General features: G+C 69.1%; 5 protein-coding genes and 1 riboswitch. All 5 genes read left to right on the plus strand.

Annotated features, from left to right (window positions below):
• Window positions 1-6: 6 nt before the first annotated feature.
• On the plus strand, window positions 7-10,269 hold the full coding sequence (locus A5678_RS06265; protein ID WP_068040195.1) for a non-ribosomal peptide synthetase: 10,263 nt from the start codon (window positions 7-9) through the stop codon (window positions 10,267-10,269).
• Window positions 10,266-17,921, plus strand: a complete 7,656-nt coding sequence (locus tag A5678_RS06270) for a non-ribosomal peptide synthetase (RefSeq protein WP_068039966.1) — start codon at window positions 10,266-10,268, stop codon at window positions 17,919-17,921. Before A5678_RS06265 ends, A5678_RS06270 begins: the two co-directional genes overlap by 4 nt.
• Before the next feature lie 143 nt (window positions 17,922-18,064).
• On the plus strand, window positions 18,065-18,646 hold the full coding sequence (locus A5678_RS06275) for a carboxymuconolactone decarboxylase family protein (RefSeq protein WP_068040198.1): 582 nt from the start codon (window positions 18,065-18,067) through the stop codon (window positions 18,644-18,646).
• Between the two features lie 32 nt (window positions 18,647-18,678).
• A complete protein-coding gene (locus tag A5678_RS06280; protein ID WP_068039967.1) occupies window positions 18,679-19,803 on the plus strand; it encodes a nitronate monooxygenase family protein in 1,125 nt (374 codons plus the stop codon).
• A gap of 213 nt (window positions 19,804-20,016) precedes the next feature.
• Window positions 20,017-20,186: riboswitch (M-box (ykoK) riboswitch) on the plus strand.
• A 297-nt stretch (window positions 20,187-20,483) separates the two neighbouring features.
• Window positions 20,484-20,744 (plus strand): Rv1535 family protein, encoded by a 261-nt coding sequence (locus A5678_RS06285; RefSeq protein ID WP_068039968.1) that lies wholly within the window; start codon window positions 20,484-20,486, stop codon window positions 20,742-20,744.
• The last annotated feature ends 89 nt before the right edge of the window (window positions 20,745-20,833 follow it).

The following is a 20,833-nucleotide window of genomic DNA, read 5'->3' on the forward strand; positions in this document are numbered from 1 at the left end:
GACTCGATGGGAGTTGGTGATCGCGCACTTCCGCTGACGCGCGGGCAGCTGGACATCTGGCTTTCGCAGGAAACGGGCTACGTCGGCACGGAGTGGCAGCTCGGGCTTTTGATCAAAATCGAGGGTTCACTTGATCGCGATGCCCTCGAGCGCGCCATCCGTCAAACGGTCGCCGAGGCCGAAGCCGGCCGAGTGTCGTTCTTCGAGGTCGACGGGCAGGTGGTCCAAACACCGATCGACTACCCGGACGTCGAAGTGGGCTTCCATGACCTGACCTCCTCGCCCGACCCGGCGGGCGAAGCCCGTGCGATGGCATCGACGATCCAGCGCACGCCGATGGCGTTGAACGGCCAGCTGTTCCAATTCGTGTTATTCCAGACACAGGCCGCCGAGTTCTATTTGTTCGGTTGCTGCCACCACATAGCAATCGACGGATTGGGTATGGCGCTGGTATGCCGTCGGGTTTCGACGATCTATTCAGCGATGGTCGCCGGAAAACCCATTCCTGATGCGTATTTCGGCTCCGCGCAGGATCTGGTCGACATCGAGTCGGAATACGAAGCGTCGCCGGACTACCTGGAAGACCAGGCGTATTGGAGCAACAACCTTCCGCCGGAGACCGCATGGGTTGACCGGCCCGCCGAGGCCACGAGCGGTAAGGACCACTACTCTCCGTCCGGGTCCGTCCAGTTGGACCCGTCCGTCACCACCCGGATCAAGGAGCTGTCCAAGAAGCTCGGCATCCGTCGTTTCTCCGTCACCACCGCGGCGTGCGCGCTCCTGGTGCGGTCGTGGTCGGGGAGCGGTTCGGAGGTGGCGCTCGACTTCCCGGTGAGCCGGCGCGTGCGCCCGGAGTCGAAGACGCTTCCCGGGATGTTCGCCGGAGTGGTGCCGCTCGTGCTGAACACATCGCCCACGGCTACGGTCGCCGATTTCTGCAAACACGTCGACGTTCGGATCCGGGAGTTGTTGCAGCACCAGCGATTTCCGGTGCACACCCTCGAGAGCGACGGTCTGCGGCAGGCGGCGAGTCGGGTCGGGATCAATTTCCTTCCGATGCGACTGACCCTGGACCTCGCCGGGTCCCCGGCCACGGCGACGTACACGAATCACGGACCCGTGGGGCACTTCAGCCTGTTCTTCCTGGGCGCCGGCGACCAGCTTTTCCTCAGCACCGCGGGACCGGGGCAACCGTTCGCGGACTTCGGCGTCGCCGACTTGGCGGCGCGCATGCAGCAGGTGCTGGAAGAGATGACCGCCGACCCGGAGCGGTGGCTGTCCTCGATCGATCTGCTGGCCGCCGACGAGCCGCCCCAGCTCGACCAGTGGAGCAACCGGGCGGCCCTGGCCGAACCGGTGCCCGCACCGGTGTCGATCCCGGTGGCGTTCGCCGAACACGTGCAGCGCTCGCCCGAGGCGCTGGCGGTGACGTGCGCCGCCAAGTCGTTGACCTACCGCGAACTCGACGCGGCTTCCAACCGGCTGGCTCACCTGCTTGCGGGCCATGGCGTGGGTCCGGGCGACTGCGTGGCCGTCATGTTCCCCCGGTGTACCGACGCGATCGTGGCGATGCTCGCGGTCCTGAAGACCGGCGCGGCCTACGTGCCGATCGACCCGGCGCACTCCGCGGCGCGCATGGAGTTCGTGCTCGCCGACGCGGGGCCGAGCGCGGTGATCACCACCGCGGACCTGCGCTCCCGGCTGGACGGGCATGACCTGTTGGTCGTCGATGTGCACGACCCGGCCGTCGAGGCACAGCCCAGCACCGCGCTGCCCGCGCCCGCCCCGGACAACGTCGCCTACATCATCTACACCTCCGGAACCACCGGTACGCCGAAAGGCGTTGCGATTCCTCATCTCAACGTCACCTGGCTGATCGAGTCGCTCGACGCGGGGCTGCCCAAGGGGCAGGTGTGGACGCAATGCCACTCCTCGGCCTTCGACTTCTCGGTGTGGGAGATCTTCGGCGCCCTGCTGCGGGGCAGGCGCCTGCTGGTGGTGCCCGAGTCGGTGGCGAGCTCGCCCGAGGACCTCCATGACCTGCTGGTCACGGAAAAGGTCAGCGTGCTGACCCAGACCCCGTCCTCGGTCGCGATGCTGCCGGCGGAGGGGCTGGAGTCCACGGCGCTGGTGGTGGCGGGCGAGGCCTGCCCGGCCGACGTGGTGGACCGGTGGGCGGCGCCCGGGCGGGTGATGCTCGACGCCTACGGCCCGACGGAAACCACGGTGTGCGCGTCCATCAGCAAGCCGCTGACCCCCGGGTCCGGTGTGGTGCCGATCGGTTCGCCGATCGCCGGCGCGGCGATGTTCGTCCTCGACAAGTGGTTGCAGCCGGTGCCGGTCGGCGTGGTCGGTGAGCTGTATCTGGCGGGCCGCGGTGTCGGGATCGGATACGTGCGCCGCGCCGGTTTGACGGCGTCCCGGTTCGTGGCCAATCCCTTCGCCGGGGAGGGCGGCCCCGGCGCGCGGATGTACCGCACCGGCGACTTGGTCTGCTGGGGCGAGGACGGGCAGCTGCAATACTTCGGCCGCTCCGACGAGCAGGTCAAGATCCGCGGATACCGCATCGAGCTCGGTGAAATCCAATCGGTGCTCAAGGGCCTCGACGGGGTGGAAACCGCGGCCGTGATCGCGCGCGAGGACCGCCCTGGCGACAAGCGCCTGGTCGGTTACGTCACCGGGACGGCCGATCCGGCCGCGATCCGGGCCGCGCTGGCCGATCGCCTCCCGCCGTACATGGTGCCCGCCGCGGTGGTGGTGCTCGAGGCCCTGCCGCTGACCGGCAACGGCAAACTCGACAAGCGGGCCCTGCCGGCGCCCGAATACGCCACCGCCGAATACCGCGCCCCGGGCGACCCGGTCGAGGAGGTCCTCGCCGACATCTACGCCCAGGTGCTGGGGCTGGAGCGGGTCGGGGTCGATGCCTCCTTCTTCGACCTCGGCGGCGACAGCATCCTGTCGATGCAGGTGGTATCCCGGGCCCGTGCGGCCGGGATCCTGTTCCGGCCCCGCGACGTGTTCGTCGAACAGTCGGTGGCCCGGCTGGCCCGGGTGGCCGAGGTGGCGACCGACGGCGCGGGCGGTCTCGTCGACGACGGCGTCGGCCCGGTGGTGGCCACCCCGATCATGCGCTGGTTGCAGAGCATCGAGGGGCCCATCGAACAGTTCAACCAGACGATGGTGGTGCAGGCCCCGGCGGGGGCGAACGAGGCCGACGTGGTGGCGGTGCTGCAGGCCCTGCTGGATCGTCATGCCGCGCTGCGGCTGCGCGCCGACGACGACGGTGCCGGCGGCTGGTCGCTGCAGGTGCCCGAGGTCGGTGCGGTGGACGCGCGCGGCTGCGTGCATGCCGTCGAGACATTGTCCGAAGAGACGTTGGCGGAGGCTCGTTCGCGGTTGAACCCGGCCGCCGGGGTGATGGTCAGCGCGGCGTGGGCGGAGTCCACGGGCCAGCTGGCATTGATCCTTCACCACCTGGCCGTCGACGGTGTGTCATGGCGAATCCTGTTGGAAGACTTCAACATCGCCTGGGCCCAGCATCACAGCGGGCAGCCGATTGCCCTGCTGGCGCCGGGCACGTCGTTCGCGCGGTGGTCGTCGCTGCTTCAGGAGTACGCCCAGCGCCCCGACGTGGTGACCCGGGCGGACGAGTGGCGACAGGTGGCGGCGACCCCCGCGGCGTTGCCGGCGGTGCAACCCGACGTCGACACCTATGCGACCGCCGGCCAACTCTCCGTCTCGCTGGACGTCGAGACGACCCGACTGCTGCTCGGTGAGGTGCCGGCCGCGTTCCACGCCGGCGTCGGCGACATCTTGTTGATCGCATTCGGGCTGGCGTTCGCGGAATTCCTGGGCACCGGTGCGGCGCCGATCTCCATCGATGTCGAGGGCCACGGGCGCCAGGAGGAGCTGGCTCCCCGGGTGGACCTGTCGCGCACCGTCGGCTGGTTCACCACCAAATACCCGGTGGCGCTGAAGGGCCGCCGGCTGAACTGGTCGCAGGTGGTGGCCGGCGAGGCCGCGCTGGGCGCGGTGATCAAGGACTTCAAGGAGCAGCTGCGCGCGCTGCCCGACGGCCTGACCTACGGCTTGCTGCGGTACCTGAACGCCGACGTCGACCTGGACGGGGCGGACCCGGTGATCGGGTTCAACTATCTGGGGCGGCTCGGCGCGGGCGCCGACCTCTCCGACGACTTGTGGCGGGTCAGCCACGACAGCTTGGCTGTTGCGGCTATGGCCACCGCGGTGTCGATGCCGCTGGCGCACACGGTGGAAGTCAACGCCGGCACCATGGACACCGCGGCGGGCCCGCACCTTCAGGCCAACTGGACGTGGGCCCCGTCGGCGCTGGACCACGAGCGCGTTAACCGGTTGAGCCAGTTGTGGTTTGAGGCCCTGGCCGGGATCTGCGCGCACGTCAGGGCCGGTGGCGGCGGGCTGACCCCGTCGGACATCGCGCCCGCGCACCTCAGCCAGCAACAAATCGACGAACTCTGCCGGCGGGGCAGCGTCGCCGACGTGCTGCCACTGACCCCGGTGCAGCAGGGGCTGCTCTTCCACACCGCGTTCGCGCAGGACATGGACGACCTGTACGCGGTCCAACTCGGGATCACCGTCAGCGGCGCCCTCGACCCGGCGCGCCTGCGCGAGGCGGTGCACACCGTCGTCAAGCGACATCCCAATCTGGTCGCCCGTTTCTCCGAAGACTTCGGCGAGCCGGTACAGGTCATCCCGGCCGATCCCCAGATGGCATGGCGCTACGTCGAACTCGACGCCGGCGATGTCGACGGGCACGTCGAGCGGGTGGCCGCCGACGAACGCGCCGCGGTGTGCGACCTCGCCGAGAAGCCGTCGTTCCGGGCCGCGCTGATCCGCACCGCACCCGACCGGCATCGCTTCTTGCTGACCATTCACCACATCGTGGTGGACGGCTGGTCGCTGCCGGTCCTGCTGCAGGAAGTCTTCGCGAGCTACTACGGGGGGCGGCTGCCCGCCCCACCGTCGTACCGCAGCTTCGTCACCTGGCTGACCAGTCAAAACCGCGCCGCCGCCCAGGCGGCATGGGCGCAGGCGCTGGCCGGCTTCGAGACCCCCACCCTCGTCGGTCCGCTCGGACAGATCGGGCGTCGCGGCGTCGCCGCTTTCCATGTGCCCGCCGAGACCACCAAGGCGCTGGGCGAGCTGGCACGGTCGTGCCGCACCACTATCAGCACCGTGCTGCAGGGCGCATGGACGCAGCTGCTGACGTGGCTGACCGGGCAGCACGATGTGGCCTTCGGCACCGCGGTCTCGGGCCGGCCCCACGAATTGGCCGACGCGGACGCGATGGTCGGCCTGCTGATCAACACGGTTCCGGTGCGCGCGACCATCACCGCGACAACCACGGTCGCCGAGCTGCTCGACCAACTGCAACGCCTGCACAACGACACCGTCGACTACGAGCACCTGGCGCTGCCCGAGATCCACCGCGTCACCGGTCACGACCAGTTGTTCGACACCCTTTTCCTCTACGAGAACTATCCGATCGACGCGGGCGCGCTGTTGGGCGTCCACGAATTGGCCATCACCGACTTCAGCAGCCGGGAGTACAACCACTACCCGCTGTCCGTGGTCGCTTCACCGGGTCACGAACTGAGCCTTCGCGTCGAATTCGACACCGAGGTGTTCACCGCCGCCGCCATCAACACGCTGATCGAGCGGTTGCAGCAGGTGATGGTGGCCATGACCGCCGATCCCGCCCGCCGCCTGTCCTCGATCGATTTGCTCGAGGCGGCCGAGCGCGCCCGGCTTGATGAGTGGGGTAACCGGGCGGTGCTGGTCGAGTCGGGGCCGAAGCTGGCCTCGATTCCTGAGTTGTTCGCCGCGCAGGCGGCTCGGGCGTCAGAGGCGGTGGCCATCACTGATGGTGACCGTTGCTGGACGTATGGCGAGGTGGAGGAGGCCGCGAATCGGTTGGCGCGCTTGTTGGTGACTCGCGGCGCGGGTCCGGGGGAGCGTGTTGGGGTGTTGTTGCCTCGGCGGGCTGAGGCGGTGGTGGCGATTTTGGCGGTGCTCAAGACGGGGGCGGCTTATCTGCCGGTTGATCCGATGGTGCCGGCGGCGCGTATCGAGTTCGTGTTGGGCGATGCCGCGCCGGTTGCGGTGGTGACCGCTGCGGAGGTGCGTTCGCGGCTGGAGGGATTGGAGCTGGCGGTCATCGATTTCGACGATCCGGCGGTGGGGTCTCAACCCGCTGTGGGGTTGGCGGCGCCGTCGCCGGAGGACGTTGCGTACATCATCTATACGTCGGGCACGACGGGGACGCCCAAGGGTGTGGCGATTCCGCATCGCAATGTGACTCAGTTGTTGGAGTCGTTGGATGCGCAGCTGTCGTTGGGGCAGGTGTGGACGCAGTGCCATTCGTTGGCGTTTGACTTTTCGGTGTGGGAGATCTTCGGGTCGTTGTTGTATGGCGGCCGGTTGGTGATGGTGCCGGACAGTGTGGTGCGGTCGCCCGAAGAGTTGCATGCGTTGTTGGTGCGTGAGCAGGTCAGTGTGTTGAGTCAGACGCCGTCGGCGTTTTATGCGTTGCAGACCGCCGATTCGTTGGCTCCGGAGTTGGGTCAGCAGCTGAAGTTGCAGACGGTGGTGTTTGGTGGGGAGGCGCTTGAGCCGCATCGGTTGGGTAAGTGGTTGCACAATCATCCGGGGTTGCCGCGGCTGATCAATATGTATGGCATCACCGAGACCACGGTGCATGCGTCGTTTCGCGACATCGTCGATGGTGATGTGGGCGCCAATGCCAGTCCGATTGGTGTGCCGTTGGCGCATCTGGGCTTTTTTGTGCTCGATGGCTGGTTGCGGCCGGTGCCGCAGGGTGTGGTCGGTGAGTTGTATGTGGCCGGGCGTGGTTTGGCGTATGGGTATGTGGGCCGGTCGGGGCTCTCGGCGACGCGGTTTGTGGCGTGTCCGTTCGGTGGGGCCGGGGCGCCTGGACAACGGATGTATCGGACCGGGGACTTGGTGCGCTGGGGTGCTGATGGGCAGCTGCAGTACCTGGGCCGGGCCGACGAGCAGGTCAAGATCCGCGGGTATCGCATCGAACTCGGTGAGGTGCATGCGGCGCTGGCCGGGCTGGACGGGGTCAACGAGGCGGCGGTGATCGCCCGTGAGGACCGTCCCGGCGACAAGCGGCTGGTGGGCTATGTGACCGGGACCGCCGACCCCGCCGAGATCCGCAACCAGCTCGGCGAGCGGCTGCCGACCTACATGGTGCCCACCGCGGTCGTGGTCCTCGAGGCGCTGCCGCTGACGGTCAACGGCAAACTCGACACCCGCGCCCTACCGGCACCGGAATACTCCGACGCCGATCACTACCGCGCGCCGAGCACGGCCATCGAGGAGATCTTGGCCGGCATCTACGCCCAGGTACTGGGCGTCGAGCGCGTCGGGGTCGACGACTCCTTCTTCGACCTCGGCGGCGACAGCATCCTGTCGATGCAGGTCGTCGCCCGCGCCAGGGCGGCCGGCGTGGTCTGCCGTCCGCGAGATATCTTCGTCGAACAGACGGTGGCCCGGCTGGCCCGGGTCGCCGGACTGGCCACCGGCGACGACGTCGTCGACGAGGGCATCGGCGAAGTGGTCGCGACCCCGATCATGCGCTGGCTGGAGAGCGTCGACGGTCCGATCGAGCAGTTCAACCAGACCATGGTGGTGCAGGCCCCGGCCGGCGTGACCGAAGCCGACGTCGTTCTGGTCCTGCAGGCTTTGCTGGACCGGCACGCCATGCTGCGGCTGCGCGTCGACGACGACGGCGCGGGGGACTGGTCGCTGCGCGTGCCCGAAGTCGGCGTGGTGGATGCCGCCGGGTGCGTGCACACCGTGGAGACGCTGTCCGACGCGGCGCTGTCGACGGCGGTCTCGCAGCTGAACCCGGCCAGCGGCGCGATGCTGCGCGCGGTGTGGGTGCCCTCCACGGGCCAGCTGGCGTTGATCATTCACCACCTGGCCGTCGACGGGGTGTCGTGGCGAATCCTATTGGAAGACTTGAACATTGCGTGGGCGCAGCACCACAGCGGCCAGCAGGTGACGTTGCCGGTGGGCGGGATGTCGTTCGCCCGATGGTCGTCGCTGCTGGCGGAGCACGCGCTCCGACCGGAGGTCGTCGACCAGGCGGAGGCGTGGCGGCAGATCGGGTCGACGCCGGCGCCGTTACCCGCCGTGCGGCCGGACATCGACACCTACGTCAGCGCGGGTCAGCTCTCGGTGTCGCTCGACGCCGACACCACCCGCTTGTTGCTGGGCGAGGTGCCCGCGGCGTTCCACGCCGGCGTGCAGGACATCCTGTTGATCGCATTCGGGCTGGCCTGGGCTCAGTTTGTCGGCACCGGCGCGCCGATCGGCATCGACGTCGAGGGCCACGGCCGCCACGAGGAACTGGGCCCGCACGTGGACCTGTCCCGCACGGTCGGCTGGTTCACCACCAAGTACCCGGTCGCGCTGACAGTCGGCGGCCTGTCCTGGGGGCAGGTCATCGCCGGGGAGGCCGAGCTGGGGGCGCTGGTCAAGGACGCCAAGGAACAGCTGCGGACCCTGCCGGACACGCTGACCTACGGGCTGCTGCGCTACCTGAACCCCGACGTCGAAATGGACGGGTCGGACCCGGTGATCGGGTTCAACTACCTCGGGCGGCTGGGCGGCGCGGGCGACCTGTCCAGCGAGTTGTGGCGGCTCGACCAGGACAGCCTGGCGACGGCCGGGGCGGCGACGGCGGTGCCCATGCCCTTGCCGCACACCGTCGAGCTCAACGCCGGCACCCTCGACACCGCCGCGGGTCCGCTGCTGCAGGCCAATTGGACCTGGGCGCGCTCGGCGCTCGACGAGGGACAGGTCGGCCGGCTGAGCGAGTTGTGGTTCGACGCCCTGAGCGGCATCTGCAGCCACGTCCGCAACGGTGGGGGCGGTTTGACGCCGTCGGACCTCGCGCCCGCGCGGCTGACCCAGCCGGACATCGACGAACTGTGCCGGCGCTACCCGGTCGCCGATGTGTTGCCGTTGACCCCGCTGCAGCAGGGACTCCTGTTCCACACCGGCAGCGCGCACGGCAGCGACGACCTGTACGCGGTGCAGCTCGACATCAGCGTGAGCGGTGCGCTCGACCCGCACCGGTTGCGCGATGCGGTGCACACCATGATCAAGCGGCATCCCAACGTGGTGGCGCACTTCCTGGAAGACTTCGGCGAGCCGGTGCAGGTCCTCTCGGCCGACCCCGCGCTAGCGTGGCATTACGTCGAACTCGACGCGGAAGACGTCGAGCCGGAGGAGCAGATCCAGCAGGTCTGCGCCGCCGAACGCGCCGCGGTGTGCGACCTGGCGGACCGGCCGCCATTCCGGGCCGCGCTGATCCGCACCGCCGACAACCGGCACCGGTTCGTGCTGACCAACCACCACATCGTGCTGGACGGCTGGTCGAAGCCGATCCTGCTGCAGGAGATCTTCGCCGCCTACTACGGGGTGCAGCTGCCCGCTCCCGTGCCGTACCGCAAGTTCGTCGACTGGCTGGCCGCGCAGGACCGCGGCGCGGCCCAGGCGGCGTGGCGGCGGGTGCTGGCCGGGTTCGACACCCCCACCTTGGTCGGTCCGGCGGGCCGGATGAGCCTCGGGCCGCGGGGCGTCTCCTCGTTCCAGGTTTCGGCGGAGACCACGCGCGCGCTGGGCGAGCTGGCCCGCTCGTGCCGCACCACCGTCAGCACCGTGCTGCAGGCCGCCTGGGCGCAACTGCTGATGTGGCTGACGGGTCAGCACGACGTGACGTTCGGGACCGCGGTATCGGGACGGCCGACCGAGCTGGCGGGCGCCGACCAGATGGTGGGCCTGCTCATCAACACGGTGCCGGTGCGGGCCACGATCGGCGCCGAAACCACCATCGCCGACCTGCTAAATCAGCTGCAGACCGCCTACAACGACACACTCGAGCACCAGCACTTGGCGCTCAATGAGATTCATCGTGTAACGGGACACGACCAATTATTCGACACCATGTTCGTGTACGAGAACTACCCGATCGACACCGCCGCGCTGTCGGCCGTCGACGAGCTGGCCATTGATGGCTTTACCAACCGCGAATACAACCACTACCCGCTCTCGGTGCAAGCCGTGCCGGGTCACGAACTGGCTCTTCGCGTCGAATTCGATACAGAAGTCTTCGACACAGGCAGAATCGAGAGGTTGATCGAGCGGTTCCGGCGCGTGCTGGAAGCCATGACCGCAGATGTGGAGGAGCAGTCATGACCGTCGGTGCAGGGCGGCGATTGTTGTCGATCGACTTGCTGGATGGCGGCGAGCACGACCGCCTCGACGAGTGGGGCAACCGGGCGGTGTTGACCGCGCCGGTGACGGAGGCTGCATCCATTCCGGCGCTGTTCGACAAGCAGGTCGCGCGTGTACCGGAGGCTCCGGCGCTGACGTTCGAGGGCCGCACGCTCACGTATCTCGAGCTCGACGAGGCCGCGAACCGGCTCGCGCACCTGCTGGCCGAGCACGGCGCGCGTCCCGGGGCCTGCGTGGCGCTGCTCCTGCCGCGGTCGGCTGAGGCGATCGTGTCGATCCTGGCGGTCCTCAAGACCGGCGCGGCCTATCTGCCGATCGACCCGGCGGTCCCGGCGGCGCGGATGGAGTTCATGCTCGGCGATGCGACGCCAGTCGCCGCGGTCACGACGGCCGAGTTGCGGGCGCGGCTGGACGGGTTCGACCTGCTGGTCGTCGATGTCGACGATCCCGCCGTGGCCGAACAGCCCAGCTCGGGGCTGCAGGGGCCGGCCCCCGAGGACATCGCGTACATGATCTACACCTCGGGCACGACCGGAACCCCCAAGGGGGTGGCGGTCACCCACCGAAACGTCACCCAGTTGCTGAAGTCGCTGCCCGCCGACCTGCCGCAGGCGGGCGTCTGGTCGCAGTGGCACTCGCTCGTCTTCGACGTGTCGGTGTGGGAGATCTGGGGTCCGCTGCTGCACGGCGGACGCCTGGTGGTGGTGCCCGAGTCGGTGGCCGGCTCCCCGGACGACCTGCACTCGTTGCTGGTCGCGGAGAAGGTCACGGTGTTGTGCCAGACGCCGTCGGCGGTCGGCATGCTCTCGCCCGACGGGCTGGACTCGACTGCGTTGATCGTGGCGGGCGAGGCCTGCCCGGCCGAAGTGGTGGACCGGTGGGCGCCGGGACGCGTGATGATCAACGCCTACGGCCCGACGGAAGGCACCGTTTACGCCTCGATGAGCGCGCCGCTGAGCGCCGAATCGGGGGCGCCGACGATCGGCTCGCCCGTGCCGGGCGCCGCGCTGTTCGTGCTCGACAAGTGGCTGCGCCCGGCGCCCGAGGGCGTCGTCGGCGAGCTCTACATCGCCGGTCGCGGTGTGGCCTCCGGCTACGTGCGCCGGGCGGGTCTGACGTCCTCTCGGTTCGTGGCGTGCCCGTTCGTTGGCGCGGGAGCGCCTGGACAACGTATGTACCGCACCGGGGACCTGGTGCGCTGGGGCATCGACGGCCAGCTGCAATACCTGGGCCGCGCCGACGAACAGGTCAAGATCCGCGGCTACCGCATCGAGCTCGGCGAAATCCAGACGGCCCTCGCGGGGCTGGACGGCGTGGAGCAGGCGGCGGTGATCGCCCGCGAAGACCGCCCCGGCGACAAGCGCCTGGTCGGTTACATCACCGGGACCGCCGACCCGGCCGAGATCCGCACCCGGCTCGGCGAGCGGCTGCCCAGCTACATGGTGCCCGCGGCCGTCGTGGTGTTGGAGGCGCTGCCGTTGACCGTCAACGGCAAACTCGACAAGCGGGCCCTGCCCGCCCCGGAGTACCAGAAGACCAGCGGCGAATACCGCGCGCCGACCACGGCCGTCGAGGAGACGCTGGCCACCATCTACGCCCAGGTCCTCGGCCTGGAGCGGGTGGGCGTCGACGACTCCTTCTTCGACCTCGGCGGCGACAGCATTCTGTCGATGCAGGTGGTGGCCCGCGCCCGCGCGGCCGGCGTGGTGTGCCGTCCGCGCGACGTCTTCGTCGAGCAGACGGTGGCCCGCCTGGCGCGGGTGGCCGGGGTGGCGACCGACGACGACGTCGTCGACGAGGGCATCGGACCGGTGGTCGGCACCCCGATCATGCGCTGGCTGCAGCAAGTCGACGGCCCGACCGACCAGTTCAACCAGACCATGGTGGTGCAGGCCCCGGCCGGCGTCACCGGCGAAGACGTCCAGGTGGTGCTGCAGTCGCTGCTGGACCGGCACGCCACGCTGCGGATGCGCGTCGACGACGACGGCGCCGGCGGCTGGTCGATGGAGGTGCCCGAGGTCGGCGCGGTCGATGCCGGCGCCTGCATGGACACCGTCGACACGCTGTCCGACGCGACCCTGGTGGCGGCGCGCTCGCAGCTCAACCCCGCGGCGGGCACCATGCTCCGCGCGGTGTGGGCGGAATCCACCGCCCAGTTGGCGTTGATCATTCACCACCTGGCCGTCGACGGGGTGTCGTGGCGAATCCTGTTGGAAGACTTGAACATTGCTTGGGCGCAGCACCACAGCGGCCAGCCGGTCGCACTGCCGGCGGGCGGGACGTCTTTCGCCCGGTGGACCGCGATGCTGGAAGAGCACGCCCAGCGGCCCGAGGTGATCGAACAGGCCGACGCGTGGCGGCAGGTCGCGGCGACCCCGGCGCTGTTGCCGGCGGTGCGCCCCGACGTCGACACCTACGAGACGGCCAAGCAGCTGTCGGTATCGCTGGATGTCGAGACCACCCGGCAGTTGCTGGGTGAGGTGCCCGCGGCGTTCCACGCCGGTGTGCAGGACATCCTGTTGATCGCATTCGGGCTGGCCTGGGCGCGGTTCGTGGGCACCGGCGCGGCGATCGGGATCGACGTCGAGGGCCACGGCCGTCACGAGGAACTGGGTCAGCACGTGGACCTGTCCCGCACGGTGGGCTGGTTCACCACCAAGTACCCGGTCGCGCTGACCGTCGGCGATCTGGACTGGGAACAGGTCATGGCGGGCGATCCCGCGCTCGGAGTGCTGGTCAAGAAGGCCAAGGAACAGCTGCGCGCGCTCCCGGACCCGCTGACCTACGGGCTGCTGCGGTACATGAACGCCGACGTCGACCTGGACGGTTCCGACCCGGTGATCGGGTTCAACTACTTGGGCCGACTCGGCGCGGCGGCGGACCTGCCCGGCGAGATGTGGCGGATCAGCCAGGACAGCCTGTCGTTCACCGGCGCCGCCAGCGCGGCGCTGCCCATGCCGTTGATGCACACCGTCGACCTCAATGCCGGGACCATGGACACCGAGGCCGGTCCGCACCTGCAGGCCAACTGGACGTGGGCGCCCTCGGCGCTGGATCACGAGCAGGTCAGCCGGTTGAGCCAGTTGTGGTTCGAGGCCCTGGCCGGCATCTGCGCGCACGTGCGCAGCGGTGGTGGCGGCCTGACCCCGTCGGACATCGCCCCCGCCCGGCTGAACCAGGAGCAGCTCGACGACCTCTGCCAGCAATACGCGGTCGCCGACGTCTTGCCGTTGACCCCGCTGCAGCAGGGGCTGCTTTTCCACGCCAGCTTCGCGCACGACATCGGCGACGACGTGTACGCGGTGCAGCTCGGCATCACCGTCACCGGTGACCTCGACCCGCGCCGCCTGCGCGAGGCCGTCCACGCCGTCGTCAACCGGCACCCCAACCTGGCGGCCCGGTTCTGCCCCCAATTCGGCGAGCCGGTGCAGGTCCTCCCGGCCGCCCCGGCGATGGCGTGGCGGTACATCCAGCTCGGCGCCGAAGACCTCGACCCCGACGACAAGATCGAACAGCTCTGCGCCGCCGAGCGCGCCGCGGTCAGCGACCTCGCCAACCGGCCCGCCTTCCGGGCGGCGTTGATCCGCACGGCCGACAACCGGCACCGGTTCGTGCTCACCAACCACCACATCGTGATGGACGGGTGGTCGCTGCCGATCCTGCTGCGTGAGATTCTCACCAGCTACTACGGGGATCGCCTGCCCGCGCCCGCGTCCTACCGCAGCTACCTGACCTGGCTCGCGGCCCAGGACCGAGAGGCCGCCCGCGCGGCCTGGGGCGAGGTGATGGCCGGGTTCGAAAGCCCCACGCTGGTGGGCCCCCCGGCCCGGTTGAGCCTCGGGCGGCGGGGCGTCGAGTCGTATCGGCTGCCTGCCGAGATCACGCGCGCGCTGGGCGAGCTCGCCCGTTCCTGCCACACCACGATCAACACCGTGCTGCAGGCGGCCTGGGCGCAACTGCTTATGCGATTGACCGGCCAGTACGACGTGGCCTTCGGCACCGCGGTCTCCGGTCGCCCGGCCGATCTGGCCGGCGCCGAATCGATGGTGGGCCTGTTGATCAACACGGTGCCGGTGCGCGCCCACATCACCGCGGCGACCACCGTGGCCGAGCTACTGCAACAGCTGCAAAACGCCCACAACAACACGATCGAGCACGAGCACCTGGCGCTGAACGAGATTCACCGGGTCACCGGCCACGACCAGCTGTTCGACACGCTGTTCCTGTACGAGAACTACCCGATCGACACCAGCGTCCCGTTGGGTTTCCACGAGCTGGCGATCACCGACGTCACCAACCGCGAGTACAACCACTATCCGCTCGCGGTGATGGCGCTTCCGGGACGTGAGCTGGGACTGCGCGTCGAGTTCGACACCAGCGTCTTCGACACGGCGGCGATCGAGTCGATGATTGAGCGGTTCGAGCGGGTGCTGGGGGCGATGACCGCCGATGCGAGCCAGCGGCTGTCGTCGATGGACGTGTTGGACGTCGGCGAGCGCGCCCGCCTCGACGAGTGGGGCAACCGGGCGGTGTTGACCGCGCGGTTGGGCGCGACGACGTCCATCCCGGCGTTGTTCGCCAAGCAGGTGGCCCGTGTTCCGGAGGCTCCGGCGCTGACGTTCGAGGGCCAGTCGATGACCTACCGGGAACTCGACGAGGCCGCCAACCGGCTCGCACACCTGCTCGCCGAGCACGGCGCGCGCCCGGGCGAAAGCGTGGCGCTGCTGTTCCCCCGGTCGGCCGACGCGATCGTGTCGATACTGGCGGTGCTGAAGACCGGGGCGGCATACCTGCCGATCGACCCGGCCGTCCCGGCGTCGCGGATCGAGTTCGTGCTTGCCGACGCCACCCCGGTCGCCGTGGTCACGACCGCGGAATTGCGGTCGCGGGTGGACGGCTCCGGGCTGATGGTCATCGATGTCGACGACGCGCCGGTGGACACCCAGCCCGCCACCGCGTTGCCGGGCCCCTCGCCGGAGGACATCGCCTACCTGATCTACACGTCCGGCACCACGGGCGTCCCGAAGGGCGTGGCGGTCACCCACCACAACGCCACCCAGCTGCTGGAGAAGCTGCACGCGCACCTGCCGGACCCGGGCGTGTGGGCGCAGTGGCACTCGCTGGTGTTCGACGTGTCGGTGCACGAGATCTTCGGCGCGCTGTTGCACGGCGGCCGGCTGGTCGTGGTGCCCGAGTCGGTGGCCGGTTCGCCGAAGGACCTGCACGCGTTGCTGGTCGCGGAGAACGTCACCGTGCTCAGCCAGACCCCGTCGGCGGTGGGCATGCTGTCGCCCGAGGGGCTGGAGTCGACGGCCCTGGTTGTCGCCGGTGAGGCCTGCCCGCCCGAGGTGGTGGACCGGTGGGCGCCGGGCCGCGTGATGATCAACGCCTACGGCCCCACCGAAGGCACGGTGTACGCGGCGATGAGCGCCCCGTTGAACCCCGACACGGGGGCGCCGATCGGTTCCCCGGTTCCCGGGGCGGCGCTGTTCGTTCTGGACAAGTGGCTGCGGCCGGCGCCGGAGGGCGTCGTCGGTGAGCTCTACATCGCCGGTCGCGGCGTGGCCTGTGGCTATGCGCGTCGCTCGGGTCTGACGGCCTCGCGGTTCGTGGCGTGCCCGTTCGGGGCGCCGGGCGCGCGCATGTATCGCACCGGCGACCTGGTGCGGTGGGGCGCCGACGGTCAGCTGCAATACCTGGGCCGCGTCGACGAGCAGGTCAAGATCCGCGGTTACCGCATCGAGCTCGGCGAAATCCAGGCGGCCCTGGCCGGTCTGGACCGGGTCGAGCAGGCGGCGGTGATCGCCCGTGAAGACCGCCCCGGCGACAAGCGGCTGGTCGGTTACATCACCGGGTCCGCGGATCCGGCCGAGGTCCGTGCCCAGTTGGGCGAGCGGCTGCCGGCCTACATGGTGCCGGTCGCGGTGGTGGTGCTGGACGCGCTGCCGTTGACGGTCAACGGCAAACTCGACAAGCGGGCCCTGCCCGCCCCGGAGTACCAGAAGACCGGTGGTGAATACCGGGCGCCGGCCACCCCCATCGAAGAGACCTTGGCCGAAATCTACGCCGGAGTCCTTGGGCTGCAGCGGGTTTCGGTCGAGGACTCGTTCTTCGACCTCGGTGGCGATTCCCTTTCCGCGATGCGGGTGATCGCCGAGATCAACACTGCCCTCGACTCCAACCTCTCCGTGCGCACCCTGTTCGAGGCGCCGTCGGTGCGACGCCTCGGCCAGCGGGCGGAACACGATGCCAGCGGTGTGGACGACGTCGACGGCGGCGGCCCCAGCTTTGGGTCCGTGCACGGCCGTGACGCCACCCAGGTCTACGCCAGCGATCTGACACTGGACAAGTTCATCGATGCCGCGACGCTGAGCAACGCGCCGTCGCTGCCCGGCCCGAGCTCGGAGGTGCGGACGGTCCTGTTGACCGGCGCGACCGGCTTCCTGGGTCGGTACCTGGCGCTGCAGTGGCTCGAGCAGCTGGAGCTGGTCGACGGCAAGCTGATCTGCCTGGTGCGCGCCGGCTCCGACGAGGAGGCGCGGCAGCGGCTGGAGAAGACGTTCGACAGCGGCGACCCGCAGTTGTTGCGGTATTTCCAGGAACTGGCGGCCGACCACCTGGAGGTCATCGCCGGCGACAAGGGCGCGGCGAACCTGGGCCTCGACGAGCAGACCTGGCAGCGGCTGGCCGACAGCGTCGACCTGATCGTCGACTCGGCGGCACTGGTCAACGGGGTCCTGCCCTACAGCGAGCTGTTCGGCCCCAACGTGGCGGGCACCGCGGAGCTGATCCGGGTGGCGCTGACCACGAAGCTGAAGCCGTATGCGTACGTGTCGACCTCCGATGTGGGCCGCCAGATCGACCCGGCGGTGTTCACCGAGGACGCCGACATCCGGGTCATCAGCCCGATCCGCAAGATCGACGGCAGCTACGCCAACGGTTACGGCAACAGCAAGTGGGCGGGTGAGGTGTTGCTGCGCGAGGCCCACGACCTGTGCGGGTTGCCGGTCTCGGTGTTCCGATCCGACATGATCCTGTCCGACACCAGCTACGCCGGTCAGTTCAACCTGTCGGACATGTTCACCCGGATGGTGTTGAGCCTGGTGGCCACCGGCATCGCGCCGCGCTCGTTCTACCAGCTGGATGCCGAGGGCAACCGGCAACGCGCGCACTTCGATGCGCTGCCGGTGGAGTTCGTCGCCGAGGCGGTCACCACGCTGGGCAGCCAGGTGGTCGAAGGGTTCGAGACGTATCACGTGATGAACCCGCACGACGACGGCATCGGCATCGACGAGTATGTCGACTGGCTGATCGAGGCCGGCTACCCGATCGAGCGGATCGACGACTTCGGGGTGTGGCTCGAGCGGTTTGAGGCGGCGCTGCGTGACCTGCCGGAGTGGCAGCGCAAGCACTCGGTGCTGCAGATGTTGCAGGTGCCGGGCTACAACCAGCTGCAGGCCCCGGAGCCGGCCAGCGGCTCCTTCGCCCCGACCGACCGTTTCCGCGGCGCGGTGCAGGAAGCCAAGATCGGCGCCGACAACGACATCCCGCACATCTCGCCGCCGGTGATCGTCAAATACGTCACCGACCTGCAACTCTTCGGTTTGCTCTAAGCGCTGCTTCGAAAACACCTCGGCGCCAACGGCTTTCGCTAGCCGATGACAACGTCTCGGTGTCCGGGGCATGGCGCGGCGATCCGTGACTGACATGGCCGATGATCGTGACGGTGTCCCGCCAGTACACTCAGATGCTCACCATGACAACAGCCCGCGTGCCCAAATTGCCGCTCGACGAGGCCACGGCCGCCGCCGACGAAGCGGCCGTGCCGAACTACATGGCCGAACTGAGCATCTTCCAGGTGCTGCTCAACCACCCGCCGCTGGCACGCGCCATCAACGACCTCCTCGCCACCATGCTCTGGCACGGTGCGCTCGACCCGCGCTTACGCGAACTGGTGATCATGCGGATCGGCTGGCTCACCGCATGCGACTACGAATGGACGCAGCACTGGCGCGTCGCGTCGAGGCTGGGCGTGGCCCCCGCCGACCTGCTCGGCGTGCGCGACTGGCGGGCGCACGACGGGTTCGGCGCAGGCGAACGCGCCGTGCTGGCGGCTACCGACGACGTGGTCCGCGACGGCGCGGTGAGCGCCGCGAGCTGGGCCGCCTGCGAGCGCGAATTAGGCGGCGACACAACGGTTCTCATCGAACTCGTCACCGCGATCGGCGCGTGGCGGATGGTCGCGTCGCTGCTGCAGAGCCTCCAGGTCCCGCTGGAGGAGGGCGTGGCCAGCTGGCCGCCGGACGGCCGGTCACCCGCGGACGCCGTCATCGATTGACATATCGATCGGTTGCTCTTTAGCGTCGGGCAATGCGTACCAGAGTCGCCGAAATGCTCGGCGTCGAGTTCCCCATCTGCGCCTTCAGCCATTGCCGCGATGTGGTGGCCGCGGTGACCAATGCGGGCGGATTCGGCATCCTCGGCGCGGTGGCGCACAGCCCGCAGCGGTTGCAGAACGAACTCACTTGGATCGAGGAGCAGACGGGCGGCAAGCCCTTCGGGGTGGACCTGCTGCTGCCGCCCAAGTACGTCGGCGCGGACGAAGGCGGCATCGACGCCAAACAGGTGCGGGCACTGCTGCCCGAGGAGCACCGCGCGTTCGTCGACGACATCCTCGCGCGCTACGGGATCACGGCGCCGGCCCAGGAGACACGTGCCTCCGCCGGCGGCCTCAACATCTCGCCCAAGGGCTACGAGCCGCTGCTGGACGTGGCGTTCGCCCACGACATTCGGCTGATCGCCAGCGCGCTCGGCCCGCCCCCGGCGGACCTCGTCGCACGCGCCCACGACCGCGAGGTCTTGGTGGCCGCGCTGGCCGGCACCACGCGCCACGCGCAACGGCACGCCGACGCCGGAGTCGACCTGATCGTCGCGCAGGGCACCGAGGCCGGGGGGCACACCGGCGAGGTCGCCACCATGGTCCTGGTTCCCGAGGTCGTAGATGCCGTGTCGCCGGTTCCCGTTCTCGCCGCGGGCGGCATCGCCCGCGGCCGCCAGATCGCGGCGGCGCTGGCCCTCGGCGCCGAAGGCGTGTGGTGCGGCTCGGTGTGGCTGACCACCGAAGAAGCCGAGACCCCACCGGTGGTCAAGGACAAGTTCCTGGCGGCCACCTCCTCGGACACGGTGCGGTCGCGGTCGATGACGGGCAAGCCGGCGCGGATGCTGCGTACGGCCTGGACCGACGAGTGGGAGCGGCCGGAGAAACCCGAGCCCCTCGGCATGCCGTTGCAGACCGCGCTGGTCACCGAACCGCAGGTGCGCATCAATCAGGCGGCCGCGCACCCGGGCGCCAAGGCCCGCGAGCTGGCCACCTACTTCGTCGGCCAGGTGGTCGGCTCGCTTGACCGGGTCCGCCCTGCGCGGGCGGTGGTGCTCGACATGGTCGAGGAGTTCATCGACACCATCGGGCGGCTCGAGGGCCTCGTCGAGAAGTGACAGGGCTTTCCCCGCAAGGGTTTTGACACCCTTTTCGGCCCGGCCGGGCGAACAAAAGATGAACAATCGGTGCCGGCCGGGCGCGCATACCCACAGGTCAAAGCCGCGAACCTGGCCGATTCCTGTGCAGCCGCCCCGGAAAACCGTAAAGATCGCGAAACGTGGAGCCGAGGAGTTTGACCCGGTCGGACCCGTCGTGCATTATCGGTCGGGTAAGCACCTCGTTAGGTGAGGCGTCTACACGAATACAGGCCACTGACCCCGAACGTCGAAAGACGCCCCGGGTCAGGACAGCTCCTCCCGGCTTAAGGGTTGAGCCCAGGTGGCTTCCGGGATACCGGACACGTCGTGTGGTGCCGAAGCTCTGACGAGAGGGGTGCGGATCTCCGACGTCGTCGGGTTTTCGCTCCTCATGCTGCGCGCAAATCGCGTGCGGATAACCACGCGCGTTCGTGACCGCGAGGAGGTGAGGGACACATGAGTTCCAGCGACAGTCCGGACCGAAGTCCGAACTCCGTCTCGTCCCGATCCGGTCTCCGGCACGACGTTCTCAGCTGAGCGCCGGAACTTTCGAGCAACGCTAAGTGGCTTATCGGCCAAGCGTTCTGGGATCGGAACCGCGACGGACTTCGACACGTCAGTCCAGTCAGTTCCCGTGAAATCCCCTCCAGGAGGCGACCATGACCGCAGCTCTGCACGACGAAGTGGTAACCGAAGCGCCCGCCCGCACACTGACGGTGGTGCGCGACTCCGACACGGCCGCGACCACGGCTCAGGCCGCGATCCAGGCCCCGGCCAAGAAGGCCACCCGCCAGGTCAACAAGCAGCCCCTTCTCGCCGGCGACCCGCTGGTGGAGGGCGCCACCCGCCTGTTGAGCGTCCCGCTGCGCCACGTGTACGCGGCACTGTGGCGCGTCGGTGTGCTCGAAATCCAGGCCTGATGCGATGAACAGTGATCAACCAAGGCTCCAAGGGGCTACCCGGCCGCAGGTGTTTCCTGAGGCCAGGTAGCCCCTTGGAGTGCTCCGCC

The organism is Mycobacterium sp. E2733 (assembly GCF_001667585.1).
GTDB lineage: Bacteria > Actinomycetota > Actinomycetes > Mycobacteriales > Mycobacteriaceae > Mycobacterium.